The sequence below is a fragment of the Hallerella succinigenes genome (genome assembly GCF_002797675.1).
In the GTDB taxonomy this organism is placed as follows: Bacteria; Fibrobacterota; Fibrobacteria; order Fibrobacterales; family Fibrobacteraceae; genus Hallerella; species Hallerella succinigenes.
This window is the reverse complement of the sequence record NZ_PGEX01000001.1, coordinates 691,459-715,356: the sequence shown is the minus strand read 5'-3', so window position 1 is coordinate 715,356 and position 23,898 is coordinate 691,459. Positions and strand designations below refer to the sequence as shown.

Sequence of the window (23,898 nt, the reverse complement as noted above, 5' to 3'; positions counted from 1 at the left end):
AAGTAAATGAACGCGATGACGAATACCATGCGCAAGTTCACCGGTGGCAAACATTCCACCGCGGTCGTTTCTATTTCTTCCATTTGCAAAACCTTTGATTGTTGTTTTTTGAATGTCGGGCCTTTGGGTTCGACATTTTTTTTGCGTGCAGGATTTTAACTAATGGAGACAAGAAATATGAAGATTGAAGGCATCGACAAAGTCCTTATCATCGGCTCTGGCCCTATTGTCATTGGCCAGGCTTGCGAATTCGACTACTCTGGCACTCAGGCTTGCAAGGCCCTGCGGGAACAGGGATACAAGATCGTGCTGGTGAACTCTAACCCGGCAACCATCATGACCGACCCGGTCATGGCCGATGCCACCTACATCGAACCGCTGAACGTCGCCCGCCTCACCCAGATTATCGAAAAGGAACGCCCGCAGGCACTCCTCCCGAACTTGGGCGGTCAGACAGGCCTGAACCTCGCCTCTGCACTTAGCAAGGCAGGCGTGTTGGACAAGTACGGCGTGAAGGTCATCGGTGTGAACCTCGACGCTATCGAACGCGGCGAAGACCGTGAAATCTTCAAGGAAACCATGCAGAAGCTCGGCATCGACACCCCGCGCTCCGGCATTTGCCACTCTGTAGAAGAAGCCGAAAAGATCGTGGCCGAAATCGGCTATCCGGTGGTGGTTCGCCCGGCTTACACCATGGGCGGTGCAGGCGGCGGTTTCTGCTACAATGTGGAAGAACTCCGCACCATTTGCGGTAACGGCCTCGAACTCTCCATGACGCACCAGTGCCTCATCGAAGAATCTATCCTCGGTTGGGAAGAACTCGAAGTCGAAGTCGTGCGCGATTCCAAGAACCAGATGATCGCCATCTGCTTCATCGAAAACATCGACCCGGTGGGCGTGCATACCGGCGACTCCTTCTGCGCAGCCCCGTTCCTCACCATCGACAAGAAACTCGAAGAAGAACTGAAGGAAAAGGCCTTCAAGATTGTGGAATCCATCGGCGTGATTGGCGGTACCAACGTGCAGTTCGCTCACGACCCGAAGACCGGCCGCGTGGTGATTATCGAAATCAACCCGCGTACCTCTCGCTCTTCCGCCCTTGCTTCCAAGGCTACCGGCTTCCCGATCGCCCTCATTTCTGCAAAGCTCGCTGCAGGCCTCACCCTCGACCAGATTCCGTACTGGCGCGATGGAAGCCTCGAAAAGTACACCCCGAGCGGTGACTACGTGGTGCTCAAGTTCGCCCGCTGGGCATTCGAAAAGTTCCGCGGCGTTGATGACTGCCTCGGCACCCAGATGAAGGCTGTGGGCGAAGTCATGGCTATCGGCAAGACCTACAAGGAAACCCTCCAGAAGGCTATCCGCGGTCTCGAAAACGGTCGCTCCGGCCTCGGCTTTGCGAAGGACTTCAACAAGAAGAGCAAGGAAGAACTCCTCGAAATGCTCAAGACCCCGAGCTCCGAACGTCACTTCCAGATGTACGAAGCCATCCGTAAGGGTGCTACCGACGAAGAAATCTTCGCCGCCACCTACGAAAAGGCCTACTTCGTGCAGCAGATGCGCGAACTCGTGGAACTCGAAGAAGAAATGCTCAAGACTCCGGGCCGCCTGCCTGCCGATGAACTCCTCATCAAGGCCAAGAAGGACGGCTTCAGCGACAAGTATATTGCCAAGATCCTCGGCATCCGCGAAAAGGACGTGCGCAAGAAGCGCACCGAACTCGGCGTGGTCGAAGGCTGGTGCGCCGTGCCGGTAAGCGGCGTGAAGGACCAGTACTACTACTACAGCACCTACAACTGCAAGGACGAATCTACCGCTTCCACTAACCCGAAGAAGATCATGATCTTGGGCGGTGGCCCGAACAGAATCGGCCAGGGCATCGAATTCGACTATTGCTGCTGCCACGCTGCAATGGCTCTCCGCGAAATGGGTTACGAAACCATCATGGTGAACTGCAACCCCGAAACGGTTTCTACCGACTACGATACTTCCGACAAGCTTTACTTCGAACCGGTCAGCCTCGAAGACGTTCTCCAGATTTACCACAAGGAAAAGCCGGCTGGCGTGATCGTGCAGTTCGGTGGCCAGACCCCGCTGAACATCGCCCGCGCACTCTCCGACGAAGGCGTCAAGATTCTCGGTACGAGCATCGACTCCATCGACATCGCCGAAGACCGCGACCTGTTCCGCAAGATGATGGACCAGCTCGGCATCCCGATGCCGGAAAGCGGCATGGCCACGAACATCGACGAAGCCCTCGCCTGTGTCAAGCAGATCGGCGGCTACCCGGTGATGATCCGCCCGAGCTTCGTGCTTGGCGGCCGCGGCATGGAAGTCATCTACGACGAAAACATGCTCCGCGAATACGTGGCGAAGGCTGTCGGCGTGACCCCGGATCGCCCGCTCCTCATCGACCGCTTCCTCCACAACGCTTTGGAATGCGAAGCCGACGCTTTGAGCGACGGCGAACACGTTTACATCCCGTCCGTGATGGAACACGTTGAACTTGCCGGCGTCCACTCCGGTGACTCCGCCTGCATTATCCCGCCGGTGACCATCACCAAGGAAAACCTCGCGACCATCAAGGATTACACCAGGAAGATTGCCGAAGCTCTCCACGTGTGCGGCCTCATGAACATGCAGTACGCTATCGAAGACGGCAAGGTGTTCGTCCTCGAAGCGAACCCGCGCGCAAGCCGCACGGTGCCTCTGGTCTCCAAGGTTTGCAACACCCAGATGGCCCGCCTCGCGACCCGCCTGATGCTCGGCGAAAAGCTCTCTGACCTGAAGCTCAAGGACAAGAAGTTCAACCACCACGGCGCTAAGGAAGCTGTGTTCCCGTTCGACAAGTTCCCCAAGGTTGACCCGGTTCTCGGCCCCGAAATGCGCTCCACCGGCGAAGTCCTCGGCCTCTCCGACGACTACGCCCTCGCTTACTACAAGAGCCAGGAAGCCGCAGGTTCCTTCCTCCCGAACGAAGGTGCCGTGCTGATTAGTTTGTCTGACAAGACTAACCTCTGCGACCAGGCTATCGAAGTGGGCCAGCGTTTCCAGGAACTGGGCTTCAAGATCTACGCAACCGAAGGTACCGCCAAGTTCTACGAGAAGGCCGGCGTCAAGTGCGAAGTGGTGAACAAGATTGCTGAAGGCCGCCCGAACGTCCTCGACATCATTCTGAACAAGCAGGTGAACCTCATCATCAACACGCCGTGGGCAAAGCGCGACGCCATCAAGGACGAAAGCGCCATCCGCAAGGCCGCCATCAAGTACAAGGTTCCTTACATCACGACCCTCGCCGGTGCCTACAACACCGTCAAGGGCATCGCCGCCGCCCGTAACGGACATGGCGCTGTGAAGAGCCTGCAGGAGTATCACGCAAGCATTGAAGAGGTGTAAGACCTAACATGTCATTGCGAGGCTCCGCAAGGAGCCACGGCAATTTCCGACCAGCGTGTCAAAACATTCAAAGGACTGCAGAAATGCAGTCCTTTTTGTATATGGAGGGGAAAGTCTTCCCCTGGTTCGCACTTCGTTGCTCTCCACCCCTTCTAGCGGGTGCTCATACGCCTAACCACCTAAAGGTGGCCATGTACACCTAAGCACTAAAGTGCTAAGTGTCCAAAGGCCGTAACGCCCGGCTTTATTTTCCCTCCCGAATCTTTTGCGACTTCCTCAACTCATCCACTATCGGGTGGTACATTTCTGGACATTCAATTTGCATGATGGTCGTAATTTTGTTGCCTGCATCCTTGCTTGACGCCCCGCAAAGGAACAACTTTTCGTTACGGGAGCCATAATCCAGAAATACGTAACGGTCGTGGAACTTGCGGTTCGGGCGGTCAACCAACAAAGGAACGTCAGGTCGAGCCATCTTAAAGTCAGCCATTATTGCCGGAGTAATTCTTTTGTCGCCCCATTGCTCGCTGAAAATCTGCACCCCCACGTTCTTTGCGATATCTCGCAGCAAGTCAAGCGTTTTTACACCTACATAGTTATCAATGATGATAATGGACTTCTTCGCCATTCCGTAAATCTTGGAGAAAGCAACATCGGCATCCAGTTTCTGTCCATCAAGAATCAAGAAATGCTTGTAAGTCGAAGGATCGATGAAGTTTTTCTTGATTTTCTGAATGTCGCTAGAAAGTTGTTCAATCCGCTGGTTTTGCACATTGTGTACCGTATTGACAAAGAAATCTACACGCTGTTCGACGGACGTGAGCCTTGAATCTACGTTTTCAATCATTTGTTGCTGCTGAGGCAAATTTGTCGGATTTACTCCGTTACCTAACATCCTCTGGTTAATGCAGTAACCCTTGAGCATGTATTCTTTCAACACTTGGTTCGCCCAACGACGGAAGTATGTCGCGTTTTTGCTATTCACTCTGTAGCCCACAGAAAGAATTGCGTCAAGATTGTAATACTTGGTTTCGTAAACTTGGTCCGCATCTTTACCCATATGTTCCAAAACGGAACATGTGGTCTTTTCGTCAAGTTCCTGGGATGCGTAAATGTTTTTGAGATGCTTAGTGATTGCCGGTCTTTTGGTTCCGAACAAGTCTGCGATTTGCGCCTGCGTTAGCCACACAGTTTCGTTTTCAACCCGGACTTCGATGTGAAATTCGCCGCCCTCCGGCTGATACACGACAATTTCGTCTTTGCCCGCAACGGGCAATGCCTCATTTTTATTCATTTTTGTTCCTGCCCGCAAACAAGCTTGAAAATGTGGGTCTTTTGTCCACTCTTGCACAAATATACATTCTAGAAATGTCATATTATGACAATTGATATGTTTTCGTTTTTTTAGAAAATCGATCCCCGTCACTAGTCAAAATCAGCATTTCACTCTCAAATGTGGCGTTTTTGCGCATTTTTCTTGTCTCGTGGATGGCGGCACCTTTTGTCAGCGGAATAATCTATATTTTACATTGACATAGCCCTTTGCCATTTGGCGTTGGGGACCGGTTTTAGAGTTTTCGGCTCTTATTCTTGTTGCGGAAAAACGACCAAAATTTTCAACACTCAGGAATAAGACGAACGCTCACGTCCCGTATGGGGCGTGGGTCGTTTGTGCTTATTGAGTGTTATGGTTTCTTGGTCGTTACCACCGCAACAGTAAGCCTACGACACCACGCCTTTTTCTTTTTTGAAAAAACAAATGTCGGGCCATAGAGTCGATGATAAGGCGACCTATGGACGAAAGAACAGAGATACAGAGTAGACGGTATATCGGAAGTAAGGCTAAGTTGATTCCGTGGATTTTTGATACGATTCGGAATGAAACGGCAGGTGTAAAATCATTTTGTGACATGTTTGCAGGAACGGGTGTCGTAGCAAACGAAGCTATTAAACAATATGAGAAAGTTGTTGTTAATGATCTCCTTTATTCAAATAATGTCATTTATAATGCATTTTGGGGGAAGGGACGAGTCAATGGCAAAAAACTTCTCCGTCTTTTTGATGAATATAATTCACTTGATTCCTTAGAGCTGAAACCTAATTATTTCTCTGTCAATTTTGGTGGGAAATATTTTAACGAATTAGAAGCGAAGAAGATTGGATTTGTTCGCGAAGATATCGAGCAACGAAAAGACGAACTATCCACAAAAGAATACAACATTCTTTTAGCCAGTCTCATCTATGGAATGGATAAAATTGCAAATACCCTGGGACACTACGAAGCGTATATCCATAAGCCAATACCGCATCGCGCTTTTATTCTTAAACCAATAAAATATGAAAGCAATAAAAAGGTAATTATTCATATGGGAGATGCGAATCTCCTTGCTCGAAAAATCGATGCGGATCTTGTGTACATTGATCCGCCTTATAATTCTCGTCAGTATTCTCGTTTTTATCATGTGTATGAAACTTTGGTTAAGTGGAATAAACCGAAATTAGTTGGAGCTGCAATGAAACCTCCTCTTGAAAATATGAGTGAGTATTGCTCTGCTCGTGCAAGAGATGCTATGCAGGATTTAGTAAAAAATTTGAAGACAAAATATATCGTTGTTTCTTATAACAACACGTATAATTCTAAAAGTTCATCATCGGAAAATAAAATTCGGTTGGAAGAAATACAAGAAATTTTGGATTCTGTAGGAAAAACGAAGGTATTTGAACATGCTCATCAATTTTTTAATGCGGGTAAGACTGAATTCAAAGACCACAAAGAACTTCTGTTTGTGACGGAGGTAAAATGACTTGCCGTTCACCGCTTTTTTATGTAGGCGACAAACGTAAACTTATCAAGGAAATAAAAACTTATATTAGTGTCCGGAGAAAATTTTCAAAACGTCTAGACCCCAGAATTTACGCGGTCTAGACTTTGACTTTGCCGTTGCAAGCCCCCTCCCTAGAAATTTGGACGCTACGATGGGCAAGGTGGATGCTGCAGCATGCGTTCCCAGTCCCTTGTGGGATGTTCAAAAAAGTCAAACATGTCAATGTAGAGCATCAGGATTATTCGCATCATTGTCGCAAGTCCGGAAAAGCTCCAGCGCCGTTCAAGGCTGCGCTGCACAAGGGTCAGGAGAAGGTTCGCGATGAGGGTTACCCAGATCTGGGTCTTGATGGCGTTCTCGCTCACCCCAGAGAAGTAGCGCAGGGGAAAGTTCTGCTTAAGTTGCTTGAAAAGCGATTCGATCTGCCAGCGCCTTTGATAGATGGCGATAACTTCATCCACGCCGAGATCGTGGCTGTTTGTCAGCAGCTGGACCTCCTGCTCCTTGCTCCCTCTCCTCGAAGTCTTGGTCTCGGTGTACGAGATAATCCGGGCCCTATGCGTTGTAGCGCCCTTGTGGAACACGACGTCCCTGACCGACCTGTTCCGGTACCTGCCATCGTCGAGCAGGACGCTCTCCGAGACCGTCTCGTAGGTCAGGTTTCTTTTCATCTTGGTCACGTAGGTAACGCCATGCTGCGTCAGATCCTCCAGCTTTTCATAGTCGATGTAGGCGCGGTCCATGGCGAGCACGTCGCCGTCGTCAAAGTCGCATGGCTTGAGCATGAAGCTGTCGTGGGTGGCCGCGGAAGTAAACTTGATGTCGCCGGGAACCCCCTCGTTCGCGCTGATGACTGTATGGACCTTTATGCCGCCTTTCTTCTTTCCAATTTTCGGGTCCCTGCCGACACCCCTGAAAACCAGGTTGGAGAACAGCGTCACCGTTGTGGAATCGATGATTTTGAGCCGTCCCAGCCATCCGGGCAGCCCGTTGAGGCGGCTGTCCGGTAAAAGTCGGCTTCTGTGCGCTCTTAGCAGGCTGAAATAGGTGTCCCCGAAGATGGACTCGCTTCTCTTCGCGTTGGCGTCCCCCAGCGTACTCCGCTTGGGCACGCAGCTCATCTGCAGGTGCGGCATTCTGCTCACGAATGTCAGCGCAGACGCCTCTATCTCCCGCAGGGAATCGAACCGCATCACGACCGCATAGAGCATCGAAAGCAGGTGAGTCCATGCGTCAAAGGACTTTCTGTAGCGTTCTCCGCCGGATTCCGTGCTGATTCTGAGGATTTCGTCCCTGTCGAGATACTTGCAGAGTTGCGCGAAGACCGGCTGTCCGGTAAAAAATGTACTTTTGGCCATAGCGTTTTGTTTCCCTTTGTTTTGTGGTAATTACAAGGTAAAAACAAAACGGGCAGGTTCTTCGTCTGAGGAGCCTGCCATTTTTATTTTTGGCTATATTTTTTACCGGACACTAATAATAAAAAATTTCTTATAGAAGAAATGGAAAAATATGGAGACACATTTAATTCCGATCAAATTGATTCAAGTAACATCGCGGTTATCTATGCGCATGAGTTAGAAAATATTATTCGGCTTTGTAGAGATAAAAAGCAAATTCGAAAGAAGATAAAAGGCAAAGAAAATAGTCAGATTGTAGATGAAGATGACATTTATTCAAGAATTTCAAGAGTTGTAGATAGTTTGAGCAAGGCAGATGCGCAACTAATTAGAACAGATCATCAATTAAATGTCAAGAAAATCAAAGAGAAGATAAATCCTGACGAATTTAATTTGTTGTTTCGCAAGGTGCGAGACAATGTTTGTGAATATTACGGTTTTGTAAATGATATCTTTGTTGAAAGGCAAAAAGAACAAGATGTTGTATATACCGCAATTCAAGAGAGGATACATAAGCACTATTTGAAAATTGCAGATAGGGATAAGCCTGTCGTTTTTCATGAAATGGTTGATTGGCTTTCAAAAGATGCCAATGCGGATTCGGAAGCATGTGAAATAATAATCTCGATCTTTATCCGAAAATGTGAGGTTCTTTAAATGCAATTACCGAATAAAATAACACGATATGAAAATTCTTTAATTTCCAAATTTCCTTTAATTCTAACAATGTTAAAGAGCGAGTCATTCAAGCCTAAGGAACTATTTGAATCTTGCAAGAAAGATTTTGAAAATATAACCGAATTTATTCAAACGGTAGATTGTTTATTTGCGTTGTCAAAAGTAAAGCTAAATAAGGTGACAGGAGAGATTGCGGCAATTTTCAGGCAATATGTCCGCTCGGTTAGTTTAGTTTAAAGTTAGTATGTCATACTGCTTTTTGCAAGTGGATTCGATGTTTTAGGCTGACGGTTTCATCAATTTTGTAGAACTTTCTCCTTCCCCCAAAGCGTTCAGGATGCAGTTCCCTGGACCTTTCCAGCAACGCATTTCTGCGGTCGAGAATCTCCTGGTGGTAGCCAAAATGAACGGCGCACGGCGGCAGCAAATCCAGTCCGGAGTGCAGATGTTCGTTGTTGTACCAGTCCACAAATTCCACGACAAATCGTTCTGCGTCCTCGATAGTCATGAAGTATTCCGGATATACCACACGACTTTTCATCGTAGCAAAAATGCTCTCGGCAAAGGCGTTGTCGTTACTCGTATGCGGCCGGCTATGGCTTGACATCACGTGCAGCTTTTCAAACAAAGATTTAAGATCCTTGCTGCGCATGGGTTTCCCGTTGTCCGCATGGACCAACAGAGATACGTTTTCGCCGGGGCAATATTTTTGTAGAGTCTCCGCAAAGAGCATCTCCGCCAGTTTTCCATCTTCTTTTGTATGCAGACTCCATCCGACGATGTACCTCGAATACATGTCGATAATCAAGTAGAGGTAATAGTACTTCCCGGTCACTTCGGAATGGAGCCAGGTAATGTCCCAACACCAGACCTGGTTCGGTCCTTTCGCTGAATATTCAGGCCGTTTACGCCGCACAATATTGCGGTCGGCGACTCTGCCTATGCCTTGATAATAAGCTTTCATAACGCGTTCGCAAGTCGACGGCGAAGCAATGTAGATTCCTTGATCCATAAGCTTTGCATGGGCGATATTCAACGGGAGGTTACGGTATTCTTCCCTCGTAAAGTTTTCGATAATCGAGGCTGTTTCTTCCAGGGAAAGCCGTTGTGAATTGTTTTCACGATAGCCACCTCGGTTGTCCGCAACATTCCTTCGCCAGCGCCTGTAACGACGTTCGCAAAGACCGATTACATCGCACGCCTTGGAAAGCCTTGCGCCATTTTGGATAGCCTCCTCGATGGCCGCAAGGATTTTCCGTTTCTTTTCCTCTTCTACTTTTCCGGTCCCAATATTGCCGAAGTTTTTTTTTGAAGAATCAGGAGTGCGGCTGCTTCGGCAAGTGCTTTTTCCTTGCGTGCAAGTTCCGCCTTGAGCTTGGCAACTTCATCCTCATGCTGTTTTACGGACATCACGTTTCCGTCACCAGAGTTCTCCATTGCGGAAAGAGAAAGGTCTCTCCAGGACTGGAGTTCCGCAAAAGAAACCCCGTTTTCGGCACAGAACTTTTCGAGTTCCTCTGGTGTCATGCCCTCAGATTTTGCGACGAGGCTGAACTTGGTGAGTGCGGATCTTTTTGCCGATTTCTTGCTCATGGAGACTCCCTGACGTTTGCGTTGCCGTTCCGCAGCAATCCATGAGTACAATGTAGCTTTTGGCAGGTTCATTTCTTCGGCGATGGTCTTGACAGACGGGCATCCCGGCTTCTTTATTCGCTCAAGAAATGAATCCCTGAGTGTTGTATCGGTAGTTTTTCTGGACATAAAAGTCCCCTTTCCGCCCCGGATTTAGGAGATGAAAGCGGACATTTTGACCTGAGGAAGGGGGGATTGAGCTATGCTAAAGGAAATTTTTTGTGAAGAATTTAAAGAATATGGAATGGTTCGCAAGCCCATTCAACTGAAGAATGGACTTAATGTTGTTATTGGCGAAAAAAAGAATGGTGAAGAGAATTCTATTGGGAAAACAACTTTTTTATTGATTGTAGATTTTTGTTTTGGTGGAGACTGCTATCGTTCCGTGGATGCTGCAAAAGCTTTGGGACCTCACAAAATATTTTTCACATTTTCTTTCGAAAAAGATTACACTTTTTGTAGGTCTACAGAGAAAATCGATGAACTTTATAGATGTGATGACAAAAGAAATTGTTTAGAAAGTATACCGCTTGAAGAATTTAAAATGTGGTTGGCGGAAAAATATAGTTTGCAAACGATATCTAAAAGTATCAGAGCTATTATTTCCCCGTATTTTAGGATATTCAATAAGTCTTTACTGGATGCTGGAGATTTTCTATCAGGGCACAAAGGAGAATCCCAAAAAGATCAAATTAGAAATTTTCAGCAGTTATTTGATGACTTTTCGTCTATAAGAGAAATTGTGAAAAAAGTTGACTCTTATACTGCGAAAGTTAATCTATTGGCAAATGCCAAACGAAAGAATATAGAACTACAAGAACTTCAAGAAACGGAATCTATTGAGAAGTTGCAAAGCCGTATAGAAGAACTTCGTTCAAAGGAAAAGTTACTTGTTGAAAATAAATCACAAAGAATAGCCAATCTTAGCAAGGAAAATACGGAACGGGTTATCCAACTAAAAATGGAATTGAAAAAATTACGTTCAAGTAGATCTTGTATGGAAATGAAATTACGTAGTCGTCCCTTAAAAAGTCAATTCACGAGTGCAGGACAAGAGCGTTCGCATTTTTTGTTCATTCCGTTCCACAGAAGGCAAAAACCGTACAGCCATTCCAACAGGACAAAAAAACGCCTCATGGCCCTCTTGAAGTTGAACGCCGCTGCTGCAAGCTTTGCATTGAGCATGTCGCCAAAGATTCCCTTGTAGAAGTTGCGACCCATGCGGTGGTCGCTCTTCAAGTGACCATTGATTGGTTCGATGCCAGCCCTCTTGCAAAAAAGCTTGTGAGCCTTTTCCTTCTGGTAGTAAGTCGCGTTTTTCTTCGGAACGTCCGGTATCACGATCTTTGTCGTTCCGGATTCCTTTTGTCCGCGGTAGCCTCGGTCGCATGCGGCCCGGCTCGGCCTGAATCCAAGCATTTGTTCAACATGGTCAAGCGTATCGTCTATCGTATGTCCGTCATACTCGTCCCGGAACGAGACCGCGCCGACAATGATGCCGCTGTAGCTCCGGGCGATTGACACCTTGTTGCCGAACTCGTATTTCTTGTGTTCCTTGCCCTTGCCGATGCATTTTACTTCGGGTTCGTGAAGCGAATAGACCTTGTCCTTGTCGCACCTCTTCTGCTCCAAAACTTTTTTGAAAAGCTCGATTTTTTCTTTGTACGTGTTCAACAAGTTCTTGCTGGCGAGATTTCGCTCTAATTCACGGACGAGCCGTCCCGCGATTGTCTTCAGCCTGCGATCCGCCTTGTGAGCCTTCTTGGCGTTTTTCGGGTGATTGCGGAAACGCTGGTCACGATGGACCTTCTTCAAGGTTCTCTTGTAGGACTGTCTCTGCGGAAGGCCGTGTTCTTCCACGATCCTCTGTACCTGTTCTATTATCTTGTTCGCAAGTTTGGCGTCTGTAGGGAACGTGATGTTCTTTTCCTGCACGGTCGTGTCGAGAAAGACCGTGCCGCTTCCTGTCGGTCCCTTTTTGTCATGGTCGGCATTGACACGGATACTTTCCTTGAGGATCATGTCCATGCCCGCTTCGCCAATCATGTGCCGGAAGTGGACAAGTTCGCTCGGGTCGCAGGGCTGCTCCGTCGAGAAGAACCGTTCTCCGCAAAAATACTGGTAATAGGCGTTTTCCTGAAACTGCTCCACGACGGACTCGTCCGATACGTTGCGGATGTGCTTCAGGATGATGAGCCCGGTCATGAGACGGATCGGCTTGTTTGGCGCACCCATCTTTTCGTCGAACAATTTGGAAAACTCGGTCTCGAACTTGTTCCAGTCAATCTTGTTCGCAAGAACGTAAAGGGGATGCTTGTGGTTCAACTGTTCCTCAAGGGAGCAGAAAAGGCTTGTCTGGGCGTGGGATTTTGGCGGTCTGTACATGGGAAAAATTGCAAGGTTTTCAGTCATACTTTAGAAAACCTTGCAATATTTTCACAGGGTAGAAATCAATTTTTCCTAATAGTTATGCAGGCTGGGCGGGATTTTAAGGGACGACTACGTAATATTGCAATTCCCAAAAAACTGAAGCGATCTGAAATAGAAAATCCATATAAAGCCTTGTTAGATTTTTTCCCATCAGCAAATATTCAATTGTTAGATGATATCGAAAAATTTCATGAAAAATTTACGGAGTCTTTAAAAAGTGATTTTGAGAATTCTCTGAGCAAGTAAGGAATGAACTAGAACTTGTCAAAAGTGAAATCAGGCAAAAAGAATCTGAATTAATGAACTTTGAAGATTATGGGGATTTGACAATTCCCTTTTTGAGAGAATACTCATTAATTCAAGTAGAAATTTCTGAATGTCAAAAGAAAATAGAATTACAAAAGAAAAATGCTGACTTGTTAGAGGATGTCAACAATCAAAAGAAAAAGTTGCTGCCGTTAGAACAGTCGCTAATGAAAAGTATCCAGAACTCATTGAACTTGGTGTTGGAAGATTTTAGCAAAAATGTATTTGGACAAAATCATCCTATGTTAACCGTTAATTTCCCCACACAAACTCGTGCAACACTTGACCTGAATTTAGACGATGGAACAGGAACAAAATATACGGGAGAAATTCTGTTTGATTTGGCTATGCTGAAAGTTACAAAACTTCCTGCAATTGTTCATGATTCATTTTGGCTAAGCAATATCAGAGGTACTAGAATTGAAAATATTTTTTCTCTTTATAATTCTTTTAAGGAGAAACAAATCTTCATTTCTATTGATGAAGTTGATAAATATGGACAAGAAGCGCAAAAAGTGCTTAATGACAGAAAAGTTTTATCTTTAGAATCCGGTGGAGGAGAACTATTTGGACGATCGTTTCCCAAAGAGAGTATGAAAAAGAAATCTTGATTTTTTTCTGATTGCGTTAGGGATAGTGACCCGTATGGGCCGAGACTTTAGGCTCGGTGAGCGAAGCGAGTATAGCCCGACCCGTGCGGAGCGCGGGGAACGCCCAAAAGAGAAAGCTTTATCCCGCCGGTGACCATCACCAAGGAAAAGCGTGCAAGTGAGTGTTGCGACGAAATGCTCGCATTTCGGCATGACCGAACGCAGCCGCGGACGCCTATACGAAACTAGCCACTTTAGTGGCTTAGTTGAGTTATCCCCTTTGGGGAAAAGGCGTCAAAACCTCGCCACCATCAAGGATTACACCAGGAAGATTGCCGAAGCCCTCCACGTTTTCAGAAACCCATACGGCTCGGCAATGAAAATGCAAGCATTTTCGCTGCTCTCGCCTTGTATGGTTTTGCGGCCTCATGAACATGCAGTACGCTATCGAAGACGGCAAGGTGTTCGTCCTCGAAGCCAACCCCCGTGCAAGCCGCACCGTGCCTCTGGTCTCCAAGGTCTGTAACACCCAGATGGCCCGCCTCGCTACCCGCCTCATGATGGGTGAAAAGCTGGAAGATTTGAAGCTGAAGGACAATAAGTTCAAGCACCACGGCGCCAAGGAAGCTGTGTTCCCGTTTGACAAGTTCCCGAAGGTGGACCCGGTTCTCGGCCCCGAAATGCGCTCCACGGGTGAAGTGCTCGGCCTCTCCGACGACTACGCCCTCGCTTACTACAAGAGCCAGGAAGCGCAGGTTCCTTCCTCCCGAACGAAGGTGCCGTGCTGATTAGCCTCTCCGACAAGGTTAACTTGTCTGAACAGGCCGTCGAAATCGGCAAGGAGTTCCAGAAGCTCGGCTTCAAGATTTACGCTACCGAAGGCACCGCCAAGTTCTACGAGAAGGCCGGCGTGAAGTGCGAAGTGGTGAACAAGATTACAGAAACTCTCTGCGCTCGGTCATGCGCAAGCAAGCTTGCCCGCGACTCTCGCTTGGAGAGTTTTGCCGAAGGCCGCCCGAACGTCCTCGACATCATCCTGAACAAGCAGGTGAACCTGATCATCAACGCGCCGTGGGCAAAGCGCGACGCCATCAAGTACAAGGTGCCTTACATCACAACGCTCGCTGGTGCATACAACACCGTCAAGGGCATCGCCGCTGCAAGGAACGGCCACGATGCTGTGAAGAGCCTGCAAGAGTACCACGCTTCGATTGAAGAAGTTTAATTCTTCGGTGGCGTGAGTCCCTCGCAACAGTCTCCCTGACGAAAGTCAGGGTTGGTTGTTCAAGAAACTAAAAAGAGTCCCGTCTCATAGGAGGCGGGGCTCTTTTTACATATATTTGTTTTTGCGATAGAAATATCTATATTGTTGTCAAAGGAGTTTTAAAATGTGTCAAATTGAAAAATTGCAAGAACTGTACGACGAATGCAAGAAGATGAATTTTGACGAAACTTCTGACATTCTTGAAAAGGCTCGTTCTGAAGAAGAAGCCCGTTTCTTTGCGTTGGTAAGCGATTTAATTTTGCAGCAGAAGCAAGAAGAAGTCATCGCCGCAAAGAGGTTTTAATTGCCTAAATACATTGTTTTCGCAGGTCCCAACGGTTCTGGGAAATCAACCCTATACCAAACAAATAGGGATATTTTCGACATTCCTAGAGTAAATGTTGACGAGATTGTTCGCCAAAACAATGGAGATTGGAGAAATGCCGCTGATGTCGTAACAGCAGGAAAAATTGCAATTCAGAAAATCAAGACATATTTTACTTCTTTGATCTCATTCAACCAAGAAACTACTCTTTGTGGTAAAAGTGCCATTCAAAACATCAAAAAGGCACAAAGCCTTGATTATACAATTGAACTTTATTTCGTGTATGTGGATTCTGTAGAAATTGCAAAGCAACGCGTTCTTCTGCGAGTTGCCGCAGGCGGGCATGGAATCCCCGAAGCCGATATTGAACGACGATATAAGGAATCTTTAGAAAAGTTAAAAGATATCATTTCTTTATGCGACAAAGTTGAACTTTATGACAATTCCAAAAGATTCAGGCGAGTTGCATTAATAAAGTCTGGTAAAACAATTGCCGTTTCAAACGATGTTCCAGAATGGGTTAGGAGTTTGTTGAAATAATTCCTGATTTGTCAAACTAAAATTGTGCTTTTCATTGGCGGGTCTTCGCGGAACCTCGAATCGATAGGCACTTTCGACTTCACGCCTTTTTTATATAGTGGGCTGAACGCACTTTTGAACGACAAGCAGAACTCCACATTCTTATATGGAGCATGCGGTCGTGGCGAAAAGTAACCCGGAACAGCTAAAAGTTATTAATATAACAGAATCTCCTCTGTTGGTGATTGCCGGTCCTGGCGCAGGCAAGACGAAGACGCTTGTGGACCGTGTATGTCACCTGATTTACGACAGAAACTTCCTAAGGGGATATGAAGCCATGCAAGAGCGAATTGAACCTGGACAAATCGTTTGCTTCGGATCACCTTTCCCTGAGATGCGTTCGAAAAAATTTGTATGAAATTGATTATGTTAATTCTTGGAGGAAATGATGGGAGGACGAGGTACTTTCGCTGCAGGAAGAAACGTAGATTTCACTTATAAAACAGTCGGAACAATTGAGGGTGTAAAAGTTTTGGAAGGAATGTACGGAAAACATGCTTTGCCCGAAGAGTCTCTCTCAAGTAAGGCGTATATAAAATTAAGAAGAAACGGAACGTTTCATGAGATGCGTATTTATGGAGATGACCACCTGCCTGTGATGGATATTGCGTATCATACAGAACCGAACATTGAACCGAGTAAGGCGCCAGTTTTGCATGTGCACAGGTATCACGGCGATGTTGCTAACAGGGAGCCTGCCGAACCAATCACAAAAGAAATTTACGATAAATATTCTAAATTTTTCGTAGGAGTTCCAAAATATGATAGATGGTAGTTTCGTTGAATTTTTAGACCACCTGAACTATGGTGATGAACTTTGGATAAAATACAAAGGAGTGATTTACTTTATTCAAGGTTGGATCGAGAAATCGGACGATACTAAACGACACTGTGTTTTGGAATGTCATTCCTTTGCAACAGATCCGGTAACTAAACTGTTCCATGCAGAGGCTGATTCGATGGCGGAATGTGCAAAAAAGTTACTTGCCGCACCCGTGTTTGATGGAAAAAAACTCACTGAAATAGAACAAGATGTTCAGTGGGTTGACGATGAAATGGAATAAAAAAACAGCCCGATGCTACCAACATCGAGCAGTGATTCAAAATGTCAAAAAGACCTTTCGAATAGGCGACTATAATTTAAAAATAATTTGAATAAAAATCAAATCACTTATAATTTTTTGACCGACTTTCGCGTTAGGGATTCCACAAGGTGGATAAGAACACTAAGGGAGTAAACTCCCAAGTGTTCTATAAGTGACCCGTATGGGCCGAGACTTTAGGCTCGGTGAGCGAAGCGAGTATAGCCCGACCTTGCCGTAGGCAAGGGAACGCCCATAAGAGAACGTATAATCTCGCAAAACTGAATTCCTCCACGTTTCCAGAAACGCCATCGGTTCGGTCATGCCTGCCCGCAAGCGGTCTGTCGCGACACTCACACCTTGCGGCGTTTTCCAGAAGCTCGGCTTCAAGATTTACGCTATCGAAGGCACCGCCAAGTTCTACGAGAAGGCCGGCGTCAAGTGCGAAGTGGTGAACAAGATTGCTGAAGGCCGCCCGAACGTTCTCGACATCATCCTGAACAAGCAGGTGAACCTCATCATCAACACGCCGTGGGCAAAGCGCGACGTCATCAAGGACGAACGCGCCATCCGCAAGGCCGCCATCAAGAGTGTGCAAGGTGAGTGTCGCACAAAAATGCTCGCATTTTTGTATGACCGAACCGAAGCCACGGACGCTATACGAAACTTGCCACTTCAGTGGCTTAGTTGAGTTATCCCCTTTGGGGAGAAGCGTCAACTACAAGGTTCCGTACATCACGACGCTTGCCGGTGCCTACAACACCGTGAAGGGCATCGCCGCCGCGAAGAAGGGTCACGGTGAAGTGAAGTGCCTGCTGGAGTACCATGCTTCTATTGAAGAAGTGTAAGAGGTCGCGCTTGTCATCCCCGCGAAGGCGGGAATCCCCCTTTTCAAAGAGGACTGCTTAACGGCAGTTCTCTTTTTTCTATTTCAATAGTCTGTTTTCCCCAACGGACTCTAGCACCGTCATCTGCGAAATAGCGATCTGGTTCAGTTTTTGCAGACGCTCTGATTGAGGTACTCCGTCGTTTATCAGTACTGAGTTCAAAGATTCCATGTTGGAAAGACAAATCAGCTGGTTTACCGTCGCATAGTCACGAACATTTCCTTGCAAGTCTGGGTGCGCATCCCGCCAGTCCTTTGCAGTAAACCCGAACAAGGCCATATTTAAGACATCCGCTTCATTCGCATAGACAATACTCATCTGCTGTTTGGTGAGTGCTGCGGGAATCAAGTTCTGCTTGATGGCGTTCGTATGGATATGGTAGTTGATTTTGGATAGCTCACGGCGTACTGACCAGCCCAATTTAGCTTGTTCGGTTGCCTTCAGACGCTGGAATTCCTTAATCAGGTATAATTCAAACTCGACGGAAACCCAACTAGCAAATTTTACCGCGATATCATATTGAGCGAATGTTCCTCCATTAACGCCATTTTTGGAGATAAGTCCAATTGCGCCGGTTTGCTCAATCCACCGAGAAGGGCTCATCGTGAATGCATTGCTACCAGCTTCTTTTAAAAAGGGGTCGAATTCGACCCCTTTGAAATTGGGGTTGTTTAACATCTCCCAAAGCCCAAGATATTCGATGGTGTTCTTGGATCGCATCCAGTTCTTGACAACATCTTTGGGTTCAAAGGAGTTCTTTCGCCTTGCAATGTCAGTAATGCTGACATAATCGACACCGTTGACGACCATTGTTTTGATGTCGGTGTCTGATTATTCCGGCGTACTTTGAGCCACCAGTCCGGTGCTAGAGAGCCACCCTTCCGGAAAATGCGGAGCCACCGTTCCGGTCGAACAGAGCCACCCCACAAACGGTCAAGAAAAACTCTATAATGGGATAGCCCGTCGCAATGTCGCGACGGGTTTTCCAATGGAGGTCACATGACCAAATACCGCGAAATCCTCCGGCTGAAGCATCTCGGCTTCAGCGAGAGGAACATCGCAAGGACGGCGGGCGTATCCCGCAACACGGTGAAACGTGCCGTGGAGGCGGCGAACGCGGCCAGGATCGACTGGACGCATGCCGAAAGCATGGACGACGCGACAATCGAGAAGGCGCTCTTCCCCGACAGGAAACCGGCACAGCCGAGCCACTCGATAGACTTCGAGTACATCCGCAAGGAGCTGCTCCGGAACGGCGTGACGAAGAAACTGCTTTGGACCGAATACTGCGAGAGCTGCCGGCTCTGCAACCGCGAGCCGCTCATGTACTCGCAGTTCTGCCACTACATCCAGCAGGAGGAACAGAAACGCAGGGCGACAATGCGCATCCCCCGCCGCCCCGCGGAAACCGTGGAGGTGGACTGGGCCGGGGACCCGGCGCACGTCATCGACCCGGACACGGGTGAACTCATGGACGCCCACCTGTTCGTCGCGACTCTGCCGTACAGCCAGTACACCTACGTGGAGGCGTTCACCGACGAGAAGACGAGGAACTGGATCAGGGCGCACGTGCACATGTACGACTACTTCGGCGGGGTGACCACGATGCTCGTGCCCGACAACTGCACGACGGCGGTAAACCACTCCCGCAGCGACTGGTACACGGCGCAGCTGAACCGGACCTACGGCGAGATGGCGGAACACTACGGGACGGCCGTCGTCCCTGCAAGGGTGCGCCACCCCAAGGACAAGGCGAGCGTCGAGGGCAACGTCGGCAAGATATCCTCGTGGATAACGGCCGCGCTGCGCGACGAGGAGTTCTTCTCGCTCGCGGAACTGAACGAAGCCATAAGGGAACGGCTGGAGACGTTCAACGCGCGCCAGTTCCAGAAGAAGGAATGCAGCAGGCGGGAAATCTTCGAGAGCGAGGAACGCCCCCTGCTGAAGCCCCTTCCCGCCACACCCTTCGAAGTGGCGGAGTGGAAAACGTCGACGGTCCAGTTCAACTACCACATCGCCCTGGACGGGATGTACTACTCCGTACCCTACCAGTATATAAAAAAACAGGTGGAATCGCGCCTGACCGACACCGCCGTGGAGGTCTTCTACGGGCACGAACGCATCGCGAGCCACGCGCGGCTGCGCGGAAGGCCCGGCCAGTACTCCACGGTGAAGGCGCACATGCCCGAGGGCCACCGGGAATACCTCGAGTGGGACGGCGACCGGTTCCGCCGCTGGGCTTCCGGGATAGGCGAAAAGACCGCCGCCGTGATAGACGCCCTGCTCAGGGCGGGGAGCGTGGAACAGCAGTCGTACAGGGCGTGCATGGGAGTGCTCAAGCTCGGCAAGCGCCACGGCGAGGCGATGCTGGAATGGGCCTGCGGCAAGGCGCTCGGGTTCACGAGCCGGCCCAGCTACAAGAACATCCGCGACATACTCCAGTACGGGAAGGGGAAGTCCGCAAGCCCGCCGCCTACCGAAGCACGGCGGCCCGCCCGCGGAATCACTCGCGGAGCCAGGAACTACGGAGGCGAAAGATGAGCGTCAGCACGACAATCGACAAGCTGGTGGAGATGCGCATGACGACCATGTCGGAGATGTTCAGGAACCAGCAGAACGACCCGAAAATGAAGGACGTCCCCTTCGAGGAGAGGTTCGCCATGCTCGTGGACGCCGAACACGCCAGCCGCAAGAGCCACGCCTTCGAACGGCTCGTCAAGAAGGCCGAGCTCGAGCAGAACGACGCGGGAGTCGCTACGATCGACTACCACTCGGGACGCAAGCTGAACAAGGCGCTGATCCAGAAACTCGCCAGCTGCGAGTACATATCGCAGTGCCGCAACATCTTCATCACGGGCGCTACCGGAAGCGGCAAGACGTATCTGGCCTGCGCGTTCGGGATGGAGGCCTGCAAGCGGTTCTACTCGGTAAGGTTCACCAGGCTGCCCGACCTGCTGATGGACCTGTCCGCCGCGGAAGACAGGCACGCCCTCGAAAACGCGTTGCAGAAGTACACCAAGCCGACGCTCCTCATCATCGACGAATGGCTGCTGTTCAAGCTCCGCGAGAACGAGGCCAGGTTGCTGCTGGAGGTAATCCACAAGAGACGCAAGAAATCGTCGACCATATTCTGTTCCCAGTACGAGGAAAAGGACTGGTACAACCAGATATGCGACGGCGAAAGCACCCTTGCTGACGCCATCATGGACCGGATATCGTTCGACTCGTACAAGATAAACATCGAGTACATCGACAAGTCGGTTGACAAGTCCATGAGGGAAGTGTATGGGCTGAACCCGTCGGAAGCCCAGTAGGGCAAAAAACAGGTGGCTCCGTCAGGCCGGACTAGTGGCCCTCACTTCTCCGGACTGGCGGCTCCGCCGCTCCGGAATAATCATCGGTGTCCATGACGTTTATCCGTTTCATCTATATCTCCTTCCGTTTACAAGCTAAAAAAACGGAATTTTAGTTGCTGTTTGTTTGATTGAACATTTGTTCACTATAATATGGTTTCGAAAATGTCGATTGTCAATAGGGTCGTGTTTTTTTTGAGAGAAATTTTTTTAGGGGGAAGTATCCCCCTGGTTCGCACTTCGTTGCTCTCCACCCTCTCTAGCGGGTGCTCAGACGCCTAACCACCTAAAGGTGGCCATGTACACCTAAGCACTAAAGAGCTAAGAGTCCAAAGGCCGTAACGCCCGGCTTACCTCGCCCACCCGCCACTAAAAAGCAAAATACCACAACCTTAACGATTGTGGTATTTTGTATTAATGATTTTGAGAAATTGTCAGACAAGAGTTACGCAAGGTTCTTCGTAATCGGCAAGTAGAGAATCATGCGTTAGGAAAACCATATCTTCTGATTTAGCTTGCGTGATAAGAATCCTGTCGAAAGGGTCTTTGTGTGAAGGACTTCCTTCCTTTCTACTCAGGGTATGCAGTTGCTGTATATGGCTGCTTCGTAGTGGCAGTTCGGCAAATTCGGCTTGTCTGCATTTTGCTGCAACTTCGGAACCGGAGCTAATCATTTCATTTGGATGAATGATGTGCTTAATCTCGATTTCCCAAATGGAGATGCTACTGAAATAGATTACGTTTCGCCAATCGCTGATAATGGCTCTTGCTTTTTCGGATAACTTTTCGTCGTCGTTCAAAGCCCAAAGAGCGATATGGGTGTCTAGCAGCACCTTCATCAATTTACTCCAAACAGTTCTGCGATTTCGTCGTTGCAGAAGTCGATATCGTCAGGATACTTCAATTCTCCCTTGGCTATGCCGATTCTGCGACTGCTAGATGCTCTGTGATCTTGAGCCGCTTTCAATAGGATGGATTCCAAGAAATCGACGATTTCTTGTTCGTATCCCTCGGGAAGGGTCTTGATTCTTTCCAGTAGTTCGATAGGCATAAGAGTATCCTCCACTCTAAATATACCTTTTTACACGCTTAAAAGGCCCCCTTCCAAGTTGGAATACCCCATGGGCTTTACAAAATGCTCTAAATTCGCATTTTTCGTCCAAAAATGCCCTCTTTTTTAAAGTTTTGTTGCGTCTGGGCTGTATTTAAGTTATAAGAAGAACAACAAGAAGAATCGCCGCAATAATTACAAAATTGAGTCGCTAGAGCCTCGTTTGATGATGGATGCTTAACCCCACCCCAAAACAACCACCCCGCACCCAAACACGCCGACATCTCAAGAAAAATGCTATAAAAATGCGCTTTTACAAGGAATTCGGCATATTTCTTCCAAAAATACAAAACAAAATTAAACAAAAACACAAAACAAAATTTGACAATTTTACAAAACGAATATATATTGTAAATATGAAAACGTATTTTCGCAGAATGGTTGACGACGAACTGGACCTGAGGCTTCGTTCCTCGGGTGCCGTTCTTATAGTCGGTCCTAAATGGTGCGGCAAGACTACGACGGCAGAACAAAAAGCCCAAAGCGTTGTCAAGATGCAAGATCCCGACTTCAGGGAGAGTTATCTTGCAACCGTATCGATTAAACCGTCTTTATTGCTGAAAGGGGAAAATCCTCGATTGATTGACGAATGGCAGGACGCCCCGATTCTGTGGGACGCCGTCCGCACGGAAGTGGACCGTAGGGGAGAAGACGGGCTCTTTATCTTGACGGGTTCTTCCAGTTTTGATCTTTCAAAGACAATCCATTCGGGAACGGGGAGAATATCACGATTGAAGATGTTCCCCATGAGCCTTTTCGAATCACAGGAATCCAATGGCCAAATATCACTTTCAAAACTGTTCGACGCCCCCGAAAGCGATATTGACGGGATTACGTCAAGCCTTTCGATAGAGCAACTAATTCATGCCGCTTGCCGTGGCGGGTGGCCGGCCGCTCTTTTCAAGAAAGGCGATGATGCCCAACTTGTCGTCGCGCAAGACTATCTTGAAAACATCTGCCAGACAGACATATCCACGGTTGACGGAGTCGAAAGGAACCCCAAATGGACAAAGGCTATCCTAAAATCGTACGCCCGGAATGTCTCTACCTTGGCAAAGACCTCTAGCATCCATAAGGATATTCTATCGGAATCGGACAATTTTTCCATAATAACACTGGATTCCTACTTAAACGCGCTACGCAGACTATTCGTCATAGAAGATCTGGACGCCTGGAGCCCATCCATCCGTTCCGCCACATCTATCCGTTCAGGGAAGAAGAGGGAATTTTCCGACCCATCAATTGCCGTCGCTGCGATGGGCGTCTCTCCCGAATACTTCTACACTGACCTGAAAACTTTCGGTTTTGTTTTCGAGACGCTTTGCATCAGGGACTTGAAGGTCTATTCTCAAAAACTACGTGGCGAACTTTCTTATTATCGCGACAGGACCGGGCTCGAGGCCGATGCCGTGTTGCATTTGAATGACGGACGCTATGCCTTGATAGAATTTAAGCTGGGGAGTCGCGAAATTGAAGAAGGAGCAAAGCACCTGACGACTTTAAAGGAACTTATACGGGAACACAGTAAGAAAAGCGACCAAATTCAACTTCGTGAACCGGACCTGCTGATGGTTGTCACGGGTGGGCAAATGGCATATACGAGACCTGACGGTGTAAAAGTCGTCCCGATTGGCTGCCTTAGGGATTAACCCAGGTGGGGGAGGCTTCCCCCTGGTTCGCACTCCGTTGCTCTCCACCCCCTCGCCTAGGGGGACACCCCCTAAAACCCCCGATGGAGCCACACGGATGGGGAATCACTAACGTGATTCCTGTTTTAATAATTTAAATTTGGAAAAAAGATTCTTTTGAGGTTACCGGAGGTCTTCTGTGAAGATTTTTAACGCATTGCGCAAGCGCATAACAGCATCAGCTCAGCCATGTCAGTCTGCAAGCAGCCTGCCGCAGCATTCGCTTCGCATGTTATTGGTGTCAGCTACCCATCTACAATTCCACAGGCGAACTAATCCAGCGGGATTTCGACATGTTCATGCCTGGAGCTAAGAAGACCATTTAACACAATTTTTGCCTAAAAACCACCTACAA

24 protein-coding genes and 1 pseudogene are annotated in these 23,898 nt (G+C 48.2%); 17 read left to right on the top strand and 8 right to left on the bottom strand.

The window, feature by feature from the left end:
- The first annotated feature begins 177 nt into the window (after positions 1–177).
- On the top strand, positions 178–3,396 hold the full coding sequence (gene carB / locus BGX16_RS03075) for a carbamoyl-phosphate synthase large subunit (protein WP_100424739.1): 3,219 nt from the start codon (positions 178–180) through the stop codon (positions 3,394–3,396).
- Positions 3,397–3,640: 244 nt separating this feature from the next.
- On the opposite strand, the gene BGX16_RS14950 is transcribed toward carB, so the two are convergent.
- Complete coding sequence (locus BGX16_RS14950; RefSeq protein ID WP_241899420.1) at positions 3,641–4,690, bottom strand: virulence RhuM family protein; 1,050 nt, start codon at positions 4,688–4,690, stop codon at positions 3,641–3,643.
- A gap of 499 nt (positions 4,691–5,189) precedes the next feature.
- Between BGX16_RS14950 and BGX16_RS03065 the strand changes: the two genes are divergently transcribed.
- Entirely contained in the window at positions 5,190–6,200 is a 1,011-nt protein-coding gene (locus BGX16_RS03065; protein WP_100426730.1) for a DNA adenine methylase, read from the top strand.
- Positions 6,201–6,367: 167 nt separating this feature from the next.
- Here the strand turns inward: BGX16_RS03065 and BGX16_RS03060 are convergent, their stop codons facing one another.
- On the bottom strand, positions 6,368–7,579 hold the full coding sequence (locus BGX16_RS03060; RefSeq protein WP_100424378.1) for an IS4 family transposase: 1,212 nt from the start codon (positions 7,577–7,579) through the stop codon (positions 6,368–6,370).
- A gap of 141 nt (positions 7,580–7,720) precedes the next feature.
- On the opposite strand from BGX16_RS03060, the gene BGX16_RS03055 reads away from it, so the two are divergent.
- Positions 7,721–8,275, top strand: coding sequence for an ABC-three component system protein (locus BGX16_RS03055; protein ID WP_100424738.1), 555 nt, complete (start codon positions 7,721–7,723; stop codon positions 8,273–8,275).
- The gene (locus tag BGX16_RS15190) at positions 8,276–8,533 is read left to right on the top strand and encodes an ABC-three component system middle component 7 (protein ID WP_420866600.1); all 258 of its coding nucleotides are present in this window, start codon (positions 8,276–8,278) and stop codon (positions 8,531–8,533) included.
- Between the two features lie 10 nt (positions 8,534–8,543).
- Here BGX16_RS15190 and BGX16_RS03045 read toward each other — a convergent pair whose 3' ends face one another.
- From BGX16_RS03045 to BGX16_RS03035, 3 genes are all read right to left on the bottom strand, one after another.
- A complete protein-coding gene (locus BGX16_RS03045) occupies positions 8,544–9,548 on the bottom strand; it encodes an IS3 family transposase (protein WP_255404509.1) in 1,005 nt (334 codons plus the stop codon).
- A gap of 20 nt (positions 9,549–9,568) precedes the next feature.
- On the bottom strand, positions 9,569–10,057 hold the full coding sequence (locus tag BGX16_RS03040) for a terminase gpP N-terminus-related DNA-binding protein (protein WP_095879140.1): 489 nt from the start codon (positions 10,055–10,057) through the stop codon (positions 9,569–9,571).
- A gap of 903 nt (positions 10,058–10,960) precedes the next feature.
- The gene (locus BGX16_RS03035) at positions 10,961–12,313 is read right to left on the bottom strand and encodes an IS5 family transposase (RefSeq protein ID WP_198514844.1); all 1,353 of its coding nucleotides are present in this window, start codon (positions 12,311–12,313) and stop codon (positions 10,961–10,963) included.
- A gap of 344 nt (positions 12,314–12,657) precedes the next feature.
- Here BGX16_RS03035 and BGX16_RS03025 point away from each other — a divergent pair, with 344 nt between their 5' ends.
- The 9 genes and pseudogenes from BGX16_RS03025 to BGX16_RS14465 all read left to right on the top strand — a co-directional run bounded on the left by BGX16_RS03025 (position 12,658) and on the right by BGX16_RS14465 (position 17,352).
- Positions 12,658–13,275 (top strand): DUF2326 domain-containing protein, encoded by a 618-nt coding sequence (locus BGX16_RS03025; RefSeq protein ID WP_100424736.1) that lies wholly within the window; start codon positions 12,658–12,660, stop codon positions 13,273–13,275.
- Positions 13,276–13,676: 401 nt separating this feature from the next.
- A pseudogene (locus tag BGX16_RS15185) lies at positions 13,677–14,479 on the top strand (ATP-binding protein); the annotation flags it as partial.
- Positions 14,480–14,642: 163 nt separating this feature from the next.
- Complete coding sequence (locus tag BGX16_RS03015; protein ID WP_073156548.1) at positions 14,643–14,822, top strand: hypothetical protein; 180 nt, start codon at positions 14,643–14,645, stop codon at positions 14,820–14,822.
- Positions 14,823–15,383 carry an ATPase gene (locus BGX16_RS03010; RefSeq protein ID WP_100424735.1) on the top strand — a complete coding sequence of 187 codons (561 nt, stop codon included), beginning with the start codon at positions 14,823–14,825 and terminating at the stop codon, positions 15,381–15,383. It begins immediately after the preceding gene.
- Positions 15,384–15,528: 145 nt separating this feature from the next.
- Positions 15,529–15,780 carry a UvrD-helicase domain-containing protein gene (locus BGX16_RS15180; RefSeq protein WP_100424734.1) on the top strand — a complete coding sequence of 84 codons (252 nt, stop codon included), beginning with the start codon at positions 15,529–15,531 and terminating at the stop codon, positions 15,778–15,780.
- A 27-nt stretch (positions 15,781–15,807) separates the two neighbouring features.
- Positions 15,808–16,197 (top strand): hypothetical protein, encoded by a 390-nt coding sequence (locus tag BGX16_RS03000; protein WP_157797841.1) that lies wholly within the window; start codon positions 15,808–15,810, stop codon positions 16,195–16,197.
- Complete coding sequence (locus BGX16_RS02995; protein WP_100424732.1) at positions 16,184–16,486, top strand: hypothetical protein; 303 nt, start codon at positions 16,184–16,186, stop codon at positions 16,484–16,486. Before BGX16_RS03000 ends, BGX16_RS02995 begins: the two co-directional genes overlap by 14 nt.
- 340 nt (positions 16,487–16,826) lie before the next feature.
- Complete coding sequence (locus tag BGX16_RS02990) at positions 16,827–17,195, top strand: hypothetical protein (RefSeq protein WP_100424731.1); 369 nt, start codon at positions 16,827–16,829, stop codon at positions 17,193–17,195.
- A gap of 10 nt (positions 17,196–17,205) precedes the next feature.
- Entirely contained in the window at positions 17,206–17,352 is a 147-nt protein-coding gene (locus BGX16_RS14465; RefSeq protein WP_157797840.1) for a hypothetical protein, read from the top strand.
- Between the two features lie 78 nt (positions 17,353–17,430).
- Here BGX16_RS14465 and BGX16_RS02985 read toward each other — a convergent pair whose 3' ends face one another.
- Positions 17,431–18,201 (bottom strand): KilA-N domain-containing protein, encoded by a 771-nt coding sequence (locus tag BGX16_RS02985; RefSeq protein WP_100424730.1) that lies wholly within the window; start codon positions 18,199–18,201, stop codon positions 17,431–17,433.
- Positions 18,202–18,390: 189 nt separating this feature from the next.
- On the opposite strand from BGX16_RS02985, the gene istA reads away from it, so the two are divergent.
- Together istA and istB are read left to right on the top strand one after the other, a co-directional pair.
- Complete coding sequence (istA, locus tag BGX16_RS02980) at positions 18,391–19,932, top strand: IS21 family transposase (protein WP_100424729.1); 1,542 nt, start codon at positions 18,391–18,393, stop codon at positions 19,930–19,932.
- Positions 19,929–20,705: an IS21-like element helper ATPase IstB gene (istB, locus tag BGX16_RS02975; RefSeq protein ID WP_100424728.1), complete on the top strand. Its 777-nt coding sequence runs from the start codon at positions 19,929–19,931 to the stop codon at positions 20,703–20,705. The genes istA and istB overlap by 4 nt, the downstream gene beginning before the upstream one ends.
- 473 nt (positions 20,706–21,178) lie before the next feature.
- Here the strand turns inward: istB and BGX16_RS02970 are convergent, their stop codons facing one another.
- Complete coding sequence (locus BGX16_RS02970) at positions 21,179–21,583, bottom strand: type II toxin-antitoxin system VapC family toxin (protein ID WP_100424727.1); 405 nt, start codon at positions 21,581–21,583, stop codon at positions 21,179–21,181.
- Entirely contained in the window at positions 21,583–21,795 is a 213-nt protein-coding gene (locus BGX16_RS02965; protein ID WP_100424726.1) for a DUF2281 domain-containing protein, read from the bottom strand. Before BGX16_RS02965 ends, BGX16_RS02970 begins: the two co-directional genes overlap by 1 nt.
- Before the next feature lie 148 nt (positions 21,796–21,943).
- Between BGX16_RS02965 and BGX16_RS15175 the strand changes: the two genes are divergently transcribed.
- On the top strand, positions 21,944–22,036 hold the full coding sequence (locus BGX16_RS15175; RefSeq protein ID WP_157798086.1) for an LEPR-XLL domain-containing protein: 93 nt from the start codon (positions 21,944–21,946) through the stop codon (positions 22,034–22,036).
- Positions 22,037–22,211: 175 nt separating this feature from the next.
- The gene (locus tag BGX16_RS02960) at positions 22,212–23,504 is read left to right on the top strand and encodes an ATP-binding protein (protein ID WP_100426729.1); all 1,293 of its coding nucleotides are present in this window, start codon (positions 22,212–22,214) and stop codon (positions 23,502–23,504) included.
- Positions 23,505–23,898 lie beyond the last annotated feature (394 nt).

Coding starts and splice junctions, on each gene's coding strand:
- BGX16_RS02970 (WP_100424727.1), bottom strand. CDS start 21,583: ATGAAGGTGCTGCTAGACACCCATATCGCTCTTTGGGCTTTGAACGAC.
- BGX16_RS03015 (WP_073156548.1), top strand. CDS start 14,643: ATGTGTCAAATTGAAAAATTGCAAGAACTGTACGACGAATGCAAGAAG.
- BGX16_RS03025 (WP_100424736.1), top strand. CDS start 12,658: ATGAACTTTGAAGATTATGGGGATTTGACAATTCCCTTTTTGAGAGAA.
- BGX16_RS03055 (WP_100424738.1), top strand. CDS start 7,721: ATGGAAAAATATGGAGACACATTTAATTCCGATCAAATTGATTCAAGT.
- BGX16_RS02990 (WP_100424731.1), top strand. CDS start 16,827: ATGCCTGCCCGCAAGCGGTCTGTCGCGACACTCACACCTTGCGGCGTT.
- BGX16_RS03035 (WP_198514844.1), bottom strand. CDS start 12,313: ATGTACAGACCGCCAAAATCCCACGCCCAGACAAGCCTTTTCTGCTCC.
- BGX16_RS14950 (WP_241899420.1), bottom strand. CDS start 4,690: ATGAATAAAAATGAGGCATTGCCCGTTGCGGGCAAAGACGAAATTGTC.
- BGX16_RS02960 (WP_100426729.1), top strand. CDS start 22,212: ATGAAAACGTATTTTCGCAGAATGGTTGACGACGAACTGGACCTGAGG.
- BGX16_RS02995 (WP_100424732.1), top strand. CDS start 16,184: ATGATAGATGGTAGTTTCGTTGAATTTTTAGACCACCTGAACTATGGT.
- BGX16_RS02985 (WP_100424730.1), bottom strand. CDS start 18,201: ATGGTCGTCAACGGTGTCGATTATGTCAGCATTACTGACATTGCAAGG.
- BGX16_RS03040 (WP_095879140.1), bottom strand. CDS start 10,057: ATGTCCAGAAAAACTACCGATACAACACTCAGGGATTCATTTCTTGAG.
- BGX16_RS15190 (WP_420866600.1), top strand. CDS start 8,276: ATGCAATTACCGAATAAAATAACACGATATGAAAATTCTTTAATTTCC.
- istB (WP_100424728.1), top strand. CDS start 19,929: ATGAGCGTCAGCACGACAATCGACAAGCTGGTGGAGATGCGCATGACG.
- carB (WP_100424739.1), top strand. CDS start 178: ATGAAGATTGAAGGCATCGACAAAGTCCTTATCATCGGCTCTGGCCCT.
- BGX16_RS03060 (WP_100424378.1), bottom strand. CDS start 7,579: ATGGCCAAAAGTACATTTTTTACCGGACAGCCGGTCTTCGCGCAACTC.
- BGX16_RS03000 (WP_157797841.1), top strand. CDS start 15,808: ATGATGGGAGGACGAGGTACTTTCGCTGCAGGAAGAAACGTAGATTTC.
- BGX16_RS03065 (WP_100426730.1), top strand. CDS start 5,190: ATGGACGAAAGAACAGAGATACAGAGTAGACGGTATATCGGAAGTAAG.
- BGX16_RS02965 (WP_100424726.1), bottom strand. CDS start 21,795: ATGCCTATCGAACTACTGGAAAGAATCAAGACCCTTCCCGAGGGATAC.
- istA (WP_100424729.1), top strand. CDS start 18,391: ATGACCAAATACCGCGAAATCCTCCGGCTGAAGCATCTCGGCTTCAGC.
- BGX16_RS15180 (WP_100424734.1), top strand. CDS start 15,529: ATGGAGCATGCGGTCGTGGCGAAAAGTAACCCGGAACAGCTAAAAGTT.